The sequence below is a fragment of the Kitasatospora sp. NPDC004669 genome (genome assembly GCF_040609455.1).
Classification (GTDB): domain Bacteria; phylum Actinomycetota; class Actinomycetes; order Streptomycetales; family Streptomycetaceae; genus Kitasatospora.
In genome coordinates, this window is record NZ_JBEXKB010000039.1 from 57,845 (window position 1) to 71,299 (window position 13,455).

The 13,455-nt window shown below is 71.3% G+C and carries 19 protein-coding genes and 1 pseudogene; 7 read left to right on the forward strand and 13 right to left on the reverse strand.

From position 1 onward, the window contains the following. The first annotated feature begins 98 nt into the window (after nt 1-98). Nucleotides 99-707: an ABATE domain-containing protein gene (locus tag ABZW30_RS28435; RefSeq protein ID WP_355674050.1), complete on the forward strand. Its 609-nt coding sequence runs from the start codon at nt 99-101 to the stop codon at nt 705-707. A gap of 30 nt (nt 708-737) precedes the next feature. On the opposite strand, the gene ABZW30_RS28440 is transcribed toward ABZW30_RS28435, so the two are convergent. The 4 genes from ABZW30_RS28440 to ABZW30_RS28455 form a co-directional block, all read right to left on the reverse strand. Beyond that, complete coding sequence (locus tag ABZW30_RS28440; protein ID WP_355674051.1) at nt 738-929, reverse strand: hypothetical protein; 192 nt, start codon at nt 927-929, stop codon at nt 738-740. A 41-nt stretch (nt 930-970) separates the two neighbouring features. Beyond that, on the reverse strand, nt 971-1,354 hold the full coding sequence (locus tag ABZW30_RS28445) for a hypothetical protein (RefSeq protein WP_355674052.1): 384 nt from the start codon (nt 1,352-1,354) through the stop codon (nt 971-973). Between the two features lie 32 nt (nt 1,355-1,386). Further along, nucleotides 1,387-2,103 carry an SDR family oxidoreductase gene (locus tag ABZW30_RS28450; RefSeq protein ID WP_355674053.1) on the reverse strand — a complete coding sequence of 239 codons (717 nt, stop codon included), beginning with the start codon at nt 2,101-2,103 and terminating at the stop codon, nt 1,387-1,389. A 191-nt stretch (nt 2,104-2,294) separates the two neighbouring features. Then, nucleotides 2,295-3,209: a LysR family transcriptional regulator gene (locus tag ABZW30_RS28455; RefSeq protein ID WP_355674054.1), complete on the reverse strand. Its 915-nt coding sequence runs from the start codon at nt 3,207-3,209 to the stop codon at nt 2,295-2,297. Nucleotides 3,210-3,378: 169 nt separating this feature from the next. Between ABZW30_RS28455 and ABZW30_RS28460 the strand changes: the two genes are divergently transcribed. Further along, the gene (locus ABZW30_RS28460) at nt 3,379-3,669 is read left to right on the forward strand and encodes a muconolactone Delta-isomerase family protein (RefSeq protein ID WP_355674055.1); all 291 of its coding nucleotides are present in this window, start codon (nt 3,379-3,381) and stop codon (nt 3,667-3,669) included. Between the two features lie 102 nt (nt 3,670-3,771). Here the strand turns inward: ABZW30_RS28460 and ABZW30_RS28465 are convergent, their stop codons facing one another. After that, entirely contained in the window at nt 3,772-3,942 is a 171-nt protein-coding gene (locus tag ABZW30_RS28465; RefSeq protein WP_355674080.1) for a hypothetical protein, read from the reverse strand. Between the two features lie 50 nt (nt 3,943-3,992). Next, nucleotides 3,993-4,688, reverse strand: coding sequence for an alpha/beta hydrolase (locus tag ABZW30_RS28470; protein WP_355674056.1), 696 nt, complete (start codon nt 4,686-4,688; stop codon nt 3,993-3,995). Nucleotides 4,689-5,251: 563 nt separating this feature from the next. On the opposite strand from ABZW30_RS28470, the gene ABZW30_RS28475 reads away from it, so the two are divergent. Then, nucleotides 5,252-5,434 (forward strand): hypothetical protein, encoded by a 183-nt coding sequence (locus ABZW30_RS28475; RefSeq protein ID WP_355674057.1) that lies wholly within the window; start codon nt 5,252-5,254, stop codon nt 5,432-5,434. Nucleotides 5,435-5,493: 59 nt separating this feature from the next. On the opposite strand, the gene ABZW30_RS28480 is transcribed toward ABZW30_RS28475, so the two are convergent. From ABZW30_RS28480 to ABZW30_RS28490, 3 genes are read right to left on the reverse strand one after another with little or no spacing between them, the layout of a single operon-like run. Next, the gene (locus ABZW30_RS28480) at nt 5,494-5,940 is read right to left on the reverse strand and encodes a heme-binding protein (protein ID WP_355674058.1); all 447 of its coding nucleotides are present in this window, start codon (nt 5,938-5,940) and stop codon (nt 5,494-5,496) included. 49 nt (nt 5,941-5,989) lie between these two features. Then, nucleotides 5,990-6,310 carry an NIPSNAP family protein gene (locus tag ABZW30_RS28485; RefSeq protein WP_355674059.1) on the reverse strand — a complete coding sequence of 107 codons (321 nt, stop codon included), beginning with the start codon at nt 6,308-6,310 and terminating at the stop codon, nt 5,990-5,992. 30 nt (nt 6,311-6,340) lie between these two features. Continuing rightward, on the reverse strand, nt 6,341-7,309 hold the full coding sequence (locus ABZW30_RS28490) for an NADP-dependent oxidoreductase (RefSeq protein WP_355674060.1): 969 nt from the start codon (nt 7,307-7,309) through the stop codon (nt 6,341-6,343). Nucleotides 7,310-7,449: 140 nt separating this feature from the next. On the opposite strand from ABZW30_RS28490, the gene ABZW30_RS28495 reads away from it, so the two are divergent. Both ABZW30_RS28495 and ABZW30_RS28500 read left to right on the forward strand, forming a co-directional pair. Further along, on the forward strand, nt 7,450-7,827 hold the full coding sequence (locus tag ABZW30_RS28495; RefSeq protein WP_355674061.1) for a helix-turn-helix domain-containing protein: 378 nt from the start codon (nt 7,450-7,452) through the stop codon (nt 7,825-7,827). Nucleotides 7,828-7,864: 37 nt separating this feature from the next. After that, nucleotides 7,865-8,071 carry a hypothetical protein gene (locus ABZW30_RS28500; protein WP_355674062.1) on the forward strand — a complete coding sequence of 69 codons (207 nt, stop codon included), beginning with the start codon at nt 7,865-7,867 and terminating at the stop codon, nt 8,069-8,071. Nucleotides 8,072-8,260: 189 nt separating this feature from the next. Here the strand turns inward: ABZW30_RS28500 and ABZW30_RS28505 are convergent, their stop codons facing one another. Both ABZW30_RS28505 and ABZW30_RS28510 read right to left on the reverse strand, forming a co-directional pair. Continuing rightward, nucleotides 8,261-9,016, reverse strand: coding sequence for an alpha/beta hydrolase (locus ABZW30_RS28505; protein ID WP_355674063.1), 756 nt, complete (start codon nt 9,014-9,016; stop codon nt 8,261-8,263). A gap of 103 nt (nt 9,017-9,119) precedes the next feature. Beyond that, nucleotides 9,120-10,028: an SDR family oxidoreductase gene (locus ABZW30_RS28510; RefSeq protein ID WP_355674064.1), complete on the reverse strand. Its 909-nt coding sequence runs from the start codon at nt 10,026-10,028 to the stop codon at nt 9,120-9,122. A gap of 117 nt (nt 10,029-10,145) precedes the next feature. Between ABZW30_RS28510 and ABZW30_RS28515 the strand changes: the two genes are divergently transcribed. Further along, the gene (locus ABZW30_RS28515; protein WP_355674065.1) at nt 10,146-10,739 is read left to right on the forward strand and encodes a helix-turn-helix domain-containing protein; all 594 of its coding nucleotides are present in this window, start codon (nt 10,146-10,148) and stop codon (nt 10,737-10,739) included. A 327-nt stretch (nt 10,740-11,066) separates the two neighbouring features. Here the strand turns inward: ABZW30_RS28515 and ABZW30_RS28520 are convergent, their stop codons facing one another. Together ABZW30_RS28520 and ABZW30_RS28525 are read right to left on the reverse strand one after the other, a co-directional pair. Further along, a complete protein-coding gene (locus tag ABZW30_RS28520; protein ID WP_355674079.1) occupies nt 11,067-11,996 on the reverse strand; it encodes an alpha/beta hydrolase in 930 nt (309 codons plus the stop codon). After that, nucleotides 11,985-12,389 (reverse strand): annotated as a pseudogene (locus ABZW30_RS28525) (cupin domain-containing protein); the annotation flags it as partial. The gene ABZW30_RS28520 and the pseudogene ABZW30_RS28525, both read right to left, overlap by 12 nt. Before the next feature lie 102 nt (nt 12,390-12,491). On the opposite strand from ABZW30_RS28525, the gene ABZW30_RS28530 reads away from it, so the two are divergent. After that, entirely contained in the window at nt 12,492-13,115 is a 624-nt protein-coding gene (locus ABZW30_RS28530; RefSeq protein WP_355674066.1) for a TetR/AcrR family transcriptional regulator, read from the forward strand. Nucleotides 13,116-13,455: the final 340 nt, after the last annotated feature.

A 13,455-nucleotide genomic window follows, 5' to 3' on the forward strand; every position in this document is an offset into this window, starting at 1 on the left:
ACTAATGGCAAGCAGCCGCTGCAATCCATTAGAGCCATGGCTGTCACTGCGACTGGCGGACAGGAAGGCAGAGCAAACTAATGGGTAACATGGAGTGCATGACGACACGGCCTCGGCTTGAGGACATGCAGCGCGCCGGCTTCCCCATGGGCGGCGAACCCTTGGCCGCCCTGGACCTGGCGGACACCCTGATGCTCGCCGCCCAACCGCCGGTCGATCTGATCGACTCACCGGCGACCAGCGCCACCTGGTGGACGTTGCAGGCGCCACGGCTGCCCGAGGCACCCACCCCCACCCCTGAGGCCACCCGGGCGCTTCGGGCCGCGGTCCGTGACGTACTCGACTCCCACCTGGCCGGCCGACCCCCTCAGGACACCTCCATCGAGGACATCAACGCGGCCGCGGCGGCCGTGCCCACGAGCCCGCGCATCGTCAGGACCGAGGCCGGCATCACCACCCAGACCCGCTGGCACACCGAGCAGGGCGGCAACGCCGCCCTCGCCGCCGTCGCAGCCGAGACCATCGAACTGCTCGCCTCGCCCGCGCGACTGGCCACCCTGCGTCGATGCGCGAATCCGTCCTGCTCGATGCTGTTCCTCGCCGCGACCAAGCGGAGGACCTGGTGCGCGGCCAACGTGTGCGGCAACCGGGTCAGGGTCGCCCGCCACTACGAGCGCACACGCGGGGAGACCAGGAACAGCCCGTAGGTGACCGACGACGAGCGCCACAACCAAGGGTCAGCGAGCCGGCCGGGGGGGCGGGCTCGCGGGAACGGGCTTGCCGAGCATCGCGCAGACCGCGGTGTCGACCAGAGCCTGGTGAGCGGCGGCGGCCTGCGGCTCGGCCAGGCCGAAGACGGTGGTCGTGAAGACGGACACCGTGCGACGACCGGCGGCGGCGGTGTAGTCCTCGCTGGAGTAGCCGGGCACCTGGCCGACGTGGGCCGCCGTCGGGCCTGCCGCGGCGCTCGTCAGGTGCCGTCGCTCAGCCGGGAGACCTGGTAGTGCATGATCGCCCAGTCGTCGGTCGTCCGGGTCAGCAGGACGCCGAGGTACACGCTGGTCGTCGGCCGGTCGGTGAACGAGAAGTCCACGGACAGGTACCCGAGGACAAGACCCTCGGCCGGGCGTCTGGTCTCCAGGATCCGGTACTCGGCGGCCAGGCCCAGGGGTTGGGAGTCGTAGTACTCGGCGACGCCCTTGCGTCCGACGCTGTACGGGTGCAGCCCCTGGAAGACCGCATCCTCGGTGAACTCGGCTGCGACCAGCTCGGGTTCGTGTCCGTCGACCGCGGCCTTCCACCGGTCGAGGACGCCGCGCAGGATGGTTCGCTCGTCCGTCGTGCTGTCGTGCATCACGTGCTCCTCGGTGTTCGGGGGCGGAGGGTTCAGTGGCCGGCGCTCATGCCGCCGTCCACGTGGAGGATCTCGCCGGTGACGAACGGCGCGTTCTCCAGGTAGACGACCGCGTCGACGATGTCGTCGATTTCGCCCAGTCGGCCGACGGGGTGCAGGGCGGCGAGGAACTCGTGGGTCTCCTCGGCGTGCATGGGGGTGCGGATGGTTCCGGGGGAGACGGCGTTGGCGCGGATGCCGCGGGTGGCGTACTCGATGGCGAGGGACTTGGTGGCGGCTTGCAGCCCGCCCTTGGTCAGCGAGGCGAGGACGGAGGGGACGCGGGCGTCGGCGTTGTCGACCAGGCTGGTGGTGATGGTGACGATGTGTCCGCCGCCCTGGGCGAGCATCTGGCCGAGGGCCAGCTGGGTGAGGTGGAAGAAGCCGGTGAGGTTGACGCCGGTCGCGGTGGCGTAGTCCTCGGGGGTGTAGTCGGTGAACGGCTTGGCGATGAAGACGCCCGCGTTGTTGACCAGGGTGTCGACCCGGCCGAAGCGCTCGACGGCGGCGGTGATGACGCGTTCGGCGGTGGCGGGGTCGGCGATGTCACCGGGGACGGTCAGCACGCCGGCGTCATCGACGGGGACGATGGTGCGTGAGGTGGCGACGACGGCGTGGCCGAGCTTGCGGTAGGCGTCGACGAGGCCGGCGCCGATGCCCTGCGATGCACCGGTGATGACGGCGACCTTCGCCTGCTGGATCATGCTCATGACATTCCTCCTGAATGTGGCCGCGCGGGGCACGGCGGTGGAGTGGGGTCTTCCCGACCACGGCTCGGGCCGCCGGTCGACTCCTCGACGGTAGGCAGGCCACCACATGCGAGGCAACGCCGAACCGGCCCGGCGCCGGGACCGGCTTCCTCCCTGCTGGAAGGCCCGGCCTTCCAGGCCTGGTCAGCGCTTCAGCGCCGGTAGGGGTCCCCGGCTGGCAGCCACGCCTGCGCGCCGTGCAGGCCGAGGTCCCCGACACCGTCACAGAGCGCGTCGACCACCGCGAGCACCGCCGGGCGGACCTCGTCGGCACGCCGGACCAGCGACCACGTCCAGTGGACCTCCGGTGCCACCACCGGGCGCCGAACCAGGTCCGGCGGCAGCGCAGCGGTCTGGCCCTTGGGGGTGTTGACGACCGGTCGGCCGATCCGGCGGACATGGTCGAAGAACGCGGGGCCGGTGACGCCGCCGTCCGAGATGCGCTCGGCCCGTGCGCCCGTGGCGCGGGCCAGCTCCTCGGCATAGACGTTCCAGGACGCCCACGAGGTGACGTCCTCGTCGAGGAGCACGACGGTGTCCCGGGCGGGCACGGCGCCGGTGGCGGCCCCCGCCGACACGGCGTAGAGCCGGTCGGCACCGACCAGCCGCGCCACCAGGCCCAGCCGCTCCAGGTCCTCCTCCCGCACCCAGCACACCGCAAGGTCCAGACCGCCGTCGGCGACCCGGGCCGCCTGGGCGTGTGAGGGCGCCACCCACGCGTCGACGTGCACCCGAGCCACCGCGGACGTACGGGCGGCCAGGTCGGACGGCAGCCAGTTCACGTACCCCAGCCGGACCGGCTTCGACCCGGACAGCCGCCCGGCCCGGCGCTGGAGGTCGTCGGCCCGCTCCAGCAGGGCGCGCACGTGGGGCAGCAGCGCGGCGCCGTCCGAAGTGAGGGCCACCGAGCGCCGGTCGCGGTCGAACAGTCGCACCCCGAGATCGCGTTCGAGTACCTTGATCTGCTGGGACAGGGACGGGCCGGCGATCAGCAGCCGGGCCGCGGCCCGCCCGAAATTCAGCTCCTCGGCGACCGCGACGAAGTACCGCAGCTGGCGCAGCTCCACGCCCCGATGGTACGGCCGGTAGGAGGCCACGCCTACCAGCAACGAGGACACCTGTCGTGGCATCCCCCCCTGAGCCCGACGCACCATGAGGTCACGCCGGTGCTCCGGAACCACGGCACACCCCCACAACACCCCGGCCCCTCGCCGGGGCGCCCACCGAGGAGTCCCGATGCGCGAATTCCTGGTCGAGATCACCACCACCGTGCCCGAAGGCACCACCCCCGACGAAGTCCACCGCCGAGGGGCCGCCGAAGCCGTCCGCGCCCGCGAACTCGCCGCCGCCGGCCACCTGGCCCGCCTCTGGCGCCCGGTCGGCGAACTGCGCAGCATCGGCATCTGGCGCGCCACCGACGAGCACGAGCTGCACGACGAGGTCCTCGAAACGCTCCCGCTACGCCCGTGGATGACCCTCACCGTGACCGTCCTCGAACCCCACCCCAACGACCCGGGCCAGCCTTGACTCCCTTGCCGACCCACCCCGCCCGGTCGACGCGCCTGCTCCGGGCGGGAGTGTCATGGAATTCGGCTCCGTCCCGTAATCGGTGGTGGCGCTATGTGGCGATCACTGCAGGAGGATTCGGTGGCGGAGAAGGGCGAACCCGGCACGCCCGTGCATCTGCCTCACGATCCGTTTGGTGCGGGTGTCGACGCCTTCGGTCCGGCCGTTGTGATGCGGAAGGGCGAGGCCGGCGGCCGGGTATGCCCCCGACAGCAGTTCTTCCGCGGCGCTCACGACGGCCTCCTGGCCCCCGGATCGCCGGCCCGGCTCGTCCGCGGCTGCCGTCACAGGCTCAGCAGCAGGTCCAGGACCGCTGCAGGATGGGACAGGAACGGGTGGTGGCCGGCGTCGAGCTCGACGACACTTCCGGCCCGGCGGGCGAACTCGCGCTGCAGCCGCGGCGGGGTGCCCCGGTCCTGAGCGCAGACGAGGTACGTCGAGGGCAACTGCCGCCATGCGGCCGCCCCGACCGGCTGCCCGGTCACCTGCACGCTCTGCCGGGCGAGGTGGTCCGCCGCCTGCGCCTGGACCTCGGGGTCGCAGTCCTGTAGGAACGTGTCCACGAGCAGCTCTGGGCGGACCCCGAACGTGCCGGCGTCGGGATCGACGTCGAGGAACGGGGCGGGGCTGCCGTCCCCGAACTCCGACAGGCTCTGCCCGACCTCGGGCAGGTAGCTGGAGACCAGCAGCAGGTGACGCACCGACCCGATTCCCGCAGCGGCTTCCGCGGTGACGACACCACCGTAGCTGTGGGCGACCACGACGGTCGGTTCGTCGCCGGCCTGCAGCACCTGCCGTACCGCGGCGACATCCTCGGGCAGCCCCGGACCGCCGACGCCGCCGGGCAGGCCCGCCTCGCCGCAGCTCGGCAGCGCCGGGGCCACGCTCGGCACCCCCCGCTCCTGCAGCAGCTCGGCGGTACGGTGCCACCACCACTGCCCGTCCCGCACGCACGCCCCGTGCACGAACACGACTCTCATCGCCACCTCCACGTCGGCCTCGACCGCCGTCGACTGCCCCTTTGCACATAGTGCCGCGTCACCCACCTCATCACCGATGATCACAGGCTCGGCTCTTGGCTCGCCATCAAGGAGCAGGGCGTTCCCGCAGCGGGATCACCTTGCGGGCGTGGGGGGTGGTGCGCCGACCGGGGTGGGGCGTCTGCGTCGATCAGTCGACCAGAGCTTGGTCCGGGGGGCTGGTGAGCTCGCATATTCAGGTGTCGCGTATTCGCGGCCGAGCCCAGATGGGGCTCGCGTTGAGTGATCTTCGCGAGTTCGGCGGCACCCGGCAGCCTTCTGGTCGGCGATTGACGTGATGGGCGGCGGCAAGTCTCAGGTGTCTCCAGAGGAGCGACTATGGCGTTCAAGACCGGAGCCGATTTCAAAGTCGTCGAACGGGACGAGTGGTCCTATTCGCCGACTGTCGGCGTCGGACCGCTCCGGTTCGGTATGACCGTCGACGAAGTGGTCGAGGCGGCTGAGATACTCGGCCGGACGAAGGTCAGCGAGTGTGCACGGCGCTACGCGATCTTCTCGCCGACTTGGAAGGTCGAAGTCCACCGTCGCGGGGTGACTCCTTCACCGACGAGGGCGGCGACCTGCGAAGCCGGGCCCGCGCCGACCCCGAGGCCATCGGTGACGCGATGGGACTGTCGCCCGAGGACGACCGCGAGTCCATGCGGATCCTGCGGAGCCTCACCGCCCGCGTGTCCGCCTCCCGTTGACCGTACCGCTCGATCGGAGGCGAACACGCGGGCGAGGACGGAGCCCGACCGGCGGGCGGCTAGAGCGCGGGCTGGGTGAAGCCGAGGGCGGTCAGGGCCTCCTCGGCGGCCTGCTGGTCCTGCTCGTAGCTGCCGCCGGAGATTCCCAGGCCCCCGACGCACCGGCCGTCCACGAGGATCGGGTAGCCGCCGCCGACCGCCATCAGGCGCGGGTGGCCCGCCAGCGGCGCGACCTGGGGATCGGCCAGGTACCCGTTCCACGTGTGGGTGGGGGTGTGGAACGCGGCCGCGGTCCAGGCCTTGTCGACGGCCACCTCGGCGGTGAGGAAGGGCGCGTCGTCGGCGCGGTCGAACGCCTTCAGGTGGCCGCCCTGATCGGTGACGGCGACCGCCGCCGGGAAGCCGAGCCGGGCGGCGACCGTGTGCACCGCGTCGACGAGTGCGTTGGCGGCGGCCTGAGTGATCGAGGAGGCGGGGGACGAGGTCGAAAGTGTGTCAGTGCTCACGCTCGGGATTTCCTTTGCTGTTCTGCGGTCGCAGTGGTCGGGTCCGCCCTCACTGCAGTGGCGAGGCGGGGGTAGGGACCACGCGGGTGACGACGGACTTCTCGGGAATCAGCAGGCTGTGGACGACCGGGCCGATCTCGTTCTTCCAGCGGTCGTGGTGGTAGACCGCGGCACTGAGGGCCTCGCTCTGGGTCTCGTCCTCGAACCGGCGGATCCAGACGTAGCCGTCCTCATCCTGATCGTCGACGAAGGAGGCGGTCACGTCCATGCCCTGCGAGGCCTGGAACGGGATGACCACGTCCTCCATGTAGCGCACCCACTCCGCCCGACGTCCGGGCTTTGCCTGGTAGCGGCGGATCTCGTAATACACGGTGTCGCTCCAAAGTCCTTGCAGGGAAGTTCAGTTGGTGACGGTCAAGACGAGCTTGCCGCGGGTGCGCAGGTTCTCGCCGCGGGCGTGGGCCGCGCCGGCCTGCTCGAGCGGGAAGGTCTCCTCCACCTCGACGGCGACCTCGCCGGCGTCGATCAGGTCGGCGATCGTCGTCAGCGCGGCACCGTCCGGCTCGACCAGGAACGGGGTGACCCGCACGCCGGCCGCCTCGGCGGCCTGCGCCAGCTCCGGGGAGACTCCCTGCGGGATCGCGACCAGCAGGCCGCCGGCGCGCAGGACCTTCAGCGAGCGGGTGCTGGTCTGGTCGTGGGCGTCGCCCACCAGATCGATGACCACGTCGACGTCGGCGGCGGCGTCCTCGAAGCGGGTGGTGGTGTAGTCGATGGTCTCGTCGGCGCCGAGCTCCTTGAGCCAGGGGTGGCGGGCAGCGCTGGCGGTGGCGATCACGTGGGCGCCCAGGTGCCGGGCGAACTGGACCGCGAAGTGGCCGACCCCGCCGGCCGCGGCGGTGACCAGGACACGCTGGCCGGCCCGCACGTTGGCGGTGTCGACCACGGCCTGCCAGGCGGTCAGCGCCGCCAGCGGCACGGCGGCGGCGTGCACGTGGTCGACGGTGGCCGGCTTGCGGGCCCACTGGCGGGCCGGCCCGGTCACGTACTCGGCGTAGCCGTTCGCGACGCGCGGGAACCACGGCATGCCGTAGACCGCGTCGCCGGGCTTGAGGGTGGTCACACCGAAGCCGACCTCCTCCACCACGCCCGACACGTCCCAGCCCAGGGTGAACGGCGGCTCACCCAGCAGGCCCGCCATGCCGGTGCCGCCGCGGGTCTTCCAGTCGACCGGGTTGATACCGGCGGCGTGCACGCGGACCAGGACCTCGGTGGGCAGCGGCACCGGGCGCGGCACCTGCTGGACCCGCAGCACCTCCGGACCGCCGAAACCGTCCTGCACCACCGCGCGCATCGTGTCTGCGGACATACGTCATCTCCTGAAATAGCACCCTGCGGAAGGCCCTTGGCGGCCTTCCCGCTGACGTCGACGACGCTATCCCCAGGGGTATAGTTACCTTCAAGGTCTATTACTTCCCATTGGGAAGTAGCTTGGTGAGGAGAGTGAGCATGACAGCCAGCTGCCCCAGCGGCCAGCACGCGCACCACGACGTCTACGCAGCCCAATGCCCCTGCCGCACCCTGCTCGACCTGCTCGCCAACAAGTGGTCAGCCCTCGCCATCGGCGCCCTCGAGAACGGACCCCAACGATTCGGAGAGCTCCAGCGCAAGCTCCAGGGCGTCAGCCCCAAGGTGCTGACCCAGACACTGCGCCGCCTCGAAGCGTTCGGCATCCTCGACCGCACGGTCTACCCCGCCGTCCCCCCGCACGTCGAGTACTCCCTCACCCCCCTTGGCCAGAGCGCCGCGATCCCACTCAACGCGCTGCGCTCATGGGTCGAGGAGAACATCGACCACGCCTTCCCAGCCGCTCCGGTCGCGGGGTAGCGGGGGCAACACCACGACCAGGCAACACCACGACGAGGTGCTTCTGGACGACTCCACCCGCATGGCCGCCCGCGCAAGCGGAGTCGACGTGATCCTCGACATCACCGCCGACGTCCCCCACGTGTTCCAGTCCTTCGCCGGGGTCCGAGACGGGGCCGACCAGGCGCTGGACCGCGCCGCCCTCGTCCTCACCCAACAACTTCGCGCCCCCGACAGCGCGATGACGCGGGTCGGTGCGGCGTGAACCCGAGGGGCTGTGGAGAATCCGGCCCGCTGCTTCACGGCTGGTGATCCTTGGGCGCCTTCGACCAAGGATCACCAGCGCGGTTGCCGCGCCTGTCTCTGCTCGACCCTGTTCCTGGTGACAGTCATCGGTGTGCATCGGTGTGCGGAGCGGGTCCTTGTGGTGCCGCCTGACCACGCCTGACCGAAGTCAGGCGTCGAGTGTGGAAATCCACTCGCGCAGGACCGTGACGTACGTCTGCAGGTCGCTCTGGTGCATGACGTGACCTGCCGTCGGGAACGACTTGCAGTCGAACCGCTGCCCGGCCCGGGTGATGAGCTCGCGCGCGTGCCGGACCTGGAGGTCCGAGATGGCGCCCTGCAGTCGGCCGCTCTCCTCGTCGATCTTCCGGAAGTGATGGGAGAACAAGACCGGGACCTTCACCGACGCAAGCATGCGGGCGTGGTCGCAGGAGGCGCCGGCCGAGCCACCGGCGAAGGCGCGGGCCCACTCGGGGTCGCACTCCTTCCAGGTCTGGGGCGGTTCCTCCCCGCCCATGAAGTCGGCCATCTGCGCCAGGCCCTGGGCCAGTACCGGCGGCAGTTCGCGGGCCGTCGCCTCCTTCGGGCCCCGCCGGTCGCCGACCGACCACTGGTCGCCGAGGTACTTGTTGATGAGGGTGAACCACGGGCCGATGACCTGGTGCATGCCGTGGCCGTAGGCGGGCTGGATCTCCGAGGAGAACAGCGGCGCGTTCTCGTAGTACGCCCTGCGGAGCCTGCCGGACGGCGCGTACGCGGACAGCCAGGCCGCGATGACGCCGCCGGAGGACAGGCCGGCGACAACGACCGGGCGCCGGATGCGTCCGGAGATGAACCGGACCAGGTCGTTGCCCATGTTGTCGCGGGTGTGGCGCCCCGGTGTGCGGGTGGAACGGCCTTGGCCGCGCAGGTCCACGGCGAACACCTCGAAGTCGGCTAGTTGAGCGTCACCTCGCCGGTGTCGAACGTCGCCCCCGCGTCGCCGTGTTCGACGTAGGTGACGTCGGGGTTGTGCGGTCCGTAGCTCATCACAGCCCCTTGAAGTAGTCGCCGGTCTCGAACTCGGCGAGCAGGCCCTGGTGGGTCGGCTCCCACCCAAGGACCTGCCGAGTCACCGTGGTGGACGTCGGGTTGTCGAGGGCGATGACCATCGCGAGGAACCCGAAGTGCGCCTGTAGGCGGTCGGCCGGGATGCTCGCCGTGGGTACGCCCAGGTGATCTCCGATGCTCTGGGCGATCTCGCGCAGCTCGATGCCTTCGTCCCCGGCCGCGTGCCACCGGGTGCCGGCGGGTGCGTTCGCGAGTGCGAGACAGAAGAGGTGGCCGACGTCGAGGGTGTGTCCTGCGGGCCAGCGGTTCGTGCCGTCGCCCGGGTAGCCGGCGACGCCGGTCCGCTGGGCGATGGCGATCAGGGTCCTGGCGAAGCCGCCACGGTCCAGGGTGCTGTGGGTGATGGGCGGGATGCGCACGACCGAGGCCCGGATGCCCCGCTCCGCCAGGGCGAGCACGGCGTTCTCGTTGTCGGTGCGGCCGCCGGGGCCGCCGGCGTCCTCCTCGGTGCCGGGCCGTCCCAGCCCTGCGGAGACCAGGCCGAGCGTGCCCGACGCCGCGACCAGCGGCTTGCCGGCGCCGGCGAGCGCGTCACCGAGCGCGTGCACGAGGGCGAGGTCCGCGGCGACGGCGGCGGGGAAATTTCCGGAGCGCAGCTGTTCGTGGTTGAAGGCGAGGTGGATCACGCCGTCGCAGTCCGCGGCCGCCTTGGCGATCGCGCCGGGGTCGGCGAGGTCGCCGCGGTGCGCGGTCGCGCCGTACGCGGTCACGGTCGCCGCGCCGGCGTCGGAGCGCGCGAGACCGACGACGTCGTGCCCGGCGGCGAGGAGTTCGGGGACGATCGCCGAGCCGAGGTGACCGGACGCGCCGGTGACGAAGACACGCATGGTGGCTCCTATGTGAGTGCGGTGCGGGAAGGAGAGCGCAAGTGACGGGACTTAGTCCCGTCACTTCTTCCACCATAGCGTGTGATGGGACTCGGTGCCATCACTTAGGATGTGGCCATGGCCAGATGGGAACCGAACGCGCGGGAACGCCTGGAGCGCGCCGCGCTCACGCTGTTCGCCGAACGCGGCTACGACGCCACGACCGTCCCCGAGATCGCGGACCGCGCGGGGCTGACCAAGAGCACGTTCTTCCGGCACTTCGCCGACAAGCGAGAGGTGGTGTTCGGCAAGCAGGACATGCTGGCGGACCGATTCAGCGACGCGATCCGCGCTGCCGCACCCTCGGCGACGGTCGGCGCCTGCCTCGCCGCGGCACTGGAATCCGCTGCCCCCGGGTTCACTCCCGACCGCCACGACCTCGCCGTTCAACGGCGAGCGGTCATCGCCGCCCACAGCGAACTGCAGGAACGCGAGCTCCTCAAAGGCGCCCGCCTCAGCTCCGCCGTCGCCGACGCACTCCAAGCGCGCGGAGTCGACGACACCACCGCACAGCTGGCCGCCGCGCTGGGCGTCCTCGCCTTCAGCACCGCCTTCGTGCGCTGGGCGACGCCGGGGAACCAGCAGCCGTACACCGAGATCGCACACGCGGCACTGAACGACCTGCGGGCCGCCGCAGCCGCCCTCGCCGCGGACACCGTGATCCGGGCCTGACCCAGGCGCCGGCCGTACAGCAACGACGCCGGCCGGATCTCAGCGGTCGAAGGTCCCGGCGCCGGTCCCGGGACAACCCGCTTCGCGCCCCGCCGTTCCTGGTGACGCTGACGATGCGACCGGAGTCGGCCGCCCGCATCGACGGCAGGACATGCCGGCTGAGCGCCGCGACCCCCAGGAAGCCGCTCGTGCGGTCGGCGACACGACGCACCCACAGGAGCGAGCGCCGGCGAGCCGCACCGGAACGTCGGTCACTCGACCTGCTGGGCGAAGGTCCGCCGCACGCGGCCCAGTGGGCGGGGCTGCAGCTGTCAGGGAGGTCGACGGTCAGTTGCCTTCGGGCTTGACCTCGGTGGCCACGAAGTCGCCGATGGCGCCGAACACCGCGCCCGGCTGCTCGATGTGGGGGAAGTGCCCGGCCTCGGGGATCGGCCGGAAGGTGGCACGGGGGAACGAGTCAGCCAGCGCGCGTTCGTACTCCAGGGGGACGATGCCGTCCTGCTCGCCGGCGAGCACCAGAACCGGGACGGTGACGCGGTGCAGGCGGCCGCGCAGCTTGGGATCGTGGCAGAACGGGTCGCCGGCGTACACGGCCAGGGTGCGCTGGTTGGCGACCATGACCGCCTTCTGCTCGTCGCTGAGCGCGGCAGGGTTCGGGCGCAGGGCGGGGTTGTGGAAGGCCAGTTCGCCGGTGCGGACCGGGCCGAGGTCCGCGGGGTTGGCAATGGCCAGCGGGGGCTCGGGGGCGATTCCTGTGGCGCCGAGCAGGACCAACGCGCTGATCCTGCCGCCGGTGTCGCGCAGTCCCATTTCGGCGGCGATCCAGCCGCCGACCGAGCTGCCGGCCACCATCACGCCGTCGAGGCCGAGTTCGTCGAGCAGGTCGAGGTAGGCGGAGGCGAGGTCGGCGACGGTGTCGGTGGTCTCGGGGCGGGGCGTGCCGTCGAAGCCGGGGTGCGTCGGGACGACCACGTAGGCGTGCTGGGACATGCCGGCGGCGAAGCCGGCCATCGAGCGCGGTCCGGTGCCGCCGTGCAGCATCAGTACGCCGGTGCCGTCGCGGTTCTCGCCGAACTCCTGAATGGTGACACTGAGGCCGTGGCGCAGGTCGATGCTGCGGGTCGTGCTGGTGGGGGCGGAGACAGTCATGGGATGGGCTTCCTTGTCGCTGATCAGGGGGGCAGCGTCGGCTGCGGCGCCGGTGACGGTGGTCGTGGCGTAGCGGTCCATCACGTCGGCGATGTTCTGCGGGCTCATCGCCCGGCCGCCGGCGATCATGTCGCGCAGGTCCCGGAAGTACTGGACGTACAGGTCCGGGGTGAAGGTGTTGATCATGACCAGGGGCTGGTCGCCGGGGTTGGCGAAGGTGTGCGGGGCGCCCGGGGGAACCATGACCAGCGTTCCGGCGGGAGCCTCGTGCACGTCGTGGCCGACGGTGAACCGGGCGGTTCCGGAGACAACGTAGAAGCCCTCGTCGTGCTGGGCGTGCCGGTGTTGGGGCGGCCCTTCGGTGTGCGCGGGGATGGTGATCTCGGCGATCCCGAGCCGGTGTGCGGTGGTGGTGCCGTCCTCCAGGATGCGGATCCGGGCCCGCCCGAGGTCGATCACTTCGCCGCCGGCGGGAGGGACGACGGAGACGTCTGGTGTCATGGCCGATCCTTCATGAGAGCTGACTCTCATGACTGTAGAGCTGTCGCACGAGCTCATGCAAGTGCTCTCTCATCATTGGAGTCCACTTGCTATGGTGGGGTTGTGCAGGAGACCGAACCGAAGACACCCCAGAGCGCCCAAGGCCGCACCAACCAGAAGCTGCGCACCCGCGTGGCGATCGTGTCGGCCGCGGTCGAGCTGATGCGCAGCGGGCGCGAGGTGACCATGCCCGAGGTCGCCAAGGCGGCCCTGGTCTCCGAGGCCACCGCCTACCGCTACTTCCCCGACCTGGCCAGCCTGCTCCAGGAGTCGATGGCCGGCGAGTGGCCCACCCCGGAACAGGCGCTCCGGGCGGTTGCCGACTCCACCGACCCCGTGGAGCGCGTCGCCGCCGCGACGGAGCATCTGCTGCGGCAGGTGGTGGCCTACCAGGGCGCCACCCGCGCCATGATCGCGGCCACCATCACCCGCCCCGAGGCCGCCGCCACCCGCCCCGCCTTGCGGATCGGGCTCATCGACCACGCGCTCACCCCCGTGACGGACGCCCCCGGCACCGACCCCGCCGCGCTGGTCCAGCTGAAGCGGGACCTCGCCGTCGTCATGAGCGCCGAGACCCTCTTCACCCTCACCGACCTGCTCCACCTCGACACCGAGGACGCCATCGCCAGCGCCGTCCACACCGCCACCACGCTCACCCGCGCAGCCCTCGGCGCCGGGCGGACCTGACCCGTCGCCGAGGGCAGCCCGCCCCGGCCAGAAGCGCGCCCCGTCGTCGAGGTGCCCGGCGCGCCGTCCGGCGGGACCCGGGCCGCGCCGGATCCGCGGGTCAAGCAGGCAGAGGCCGCAGTTCGATGATGCGTTCACCCATGGCCGCGGAAACTCGCACGGTGTCGAACCCGTAGCCGAACACGGCGTTCTCGTAGTCGCCGATGGCGGACAGCAGCGGCTTGTCGCCGCCAACCGCAGCGAGCAGTTCGGCGCCAGGAGCTCGGCGTCGCGCAGGCGGTGTTGACCCCGGCACCGAGTACCGGGCTCATGACGTGGACAGTGCCACCGATGACCGTCA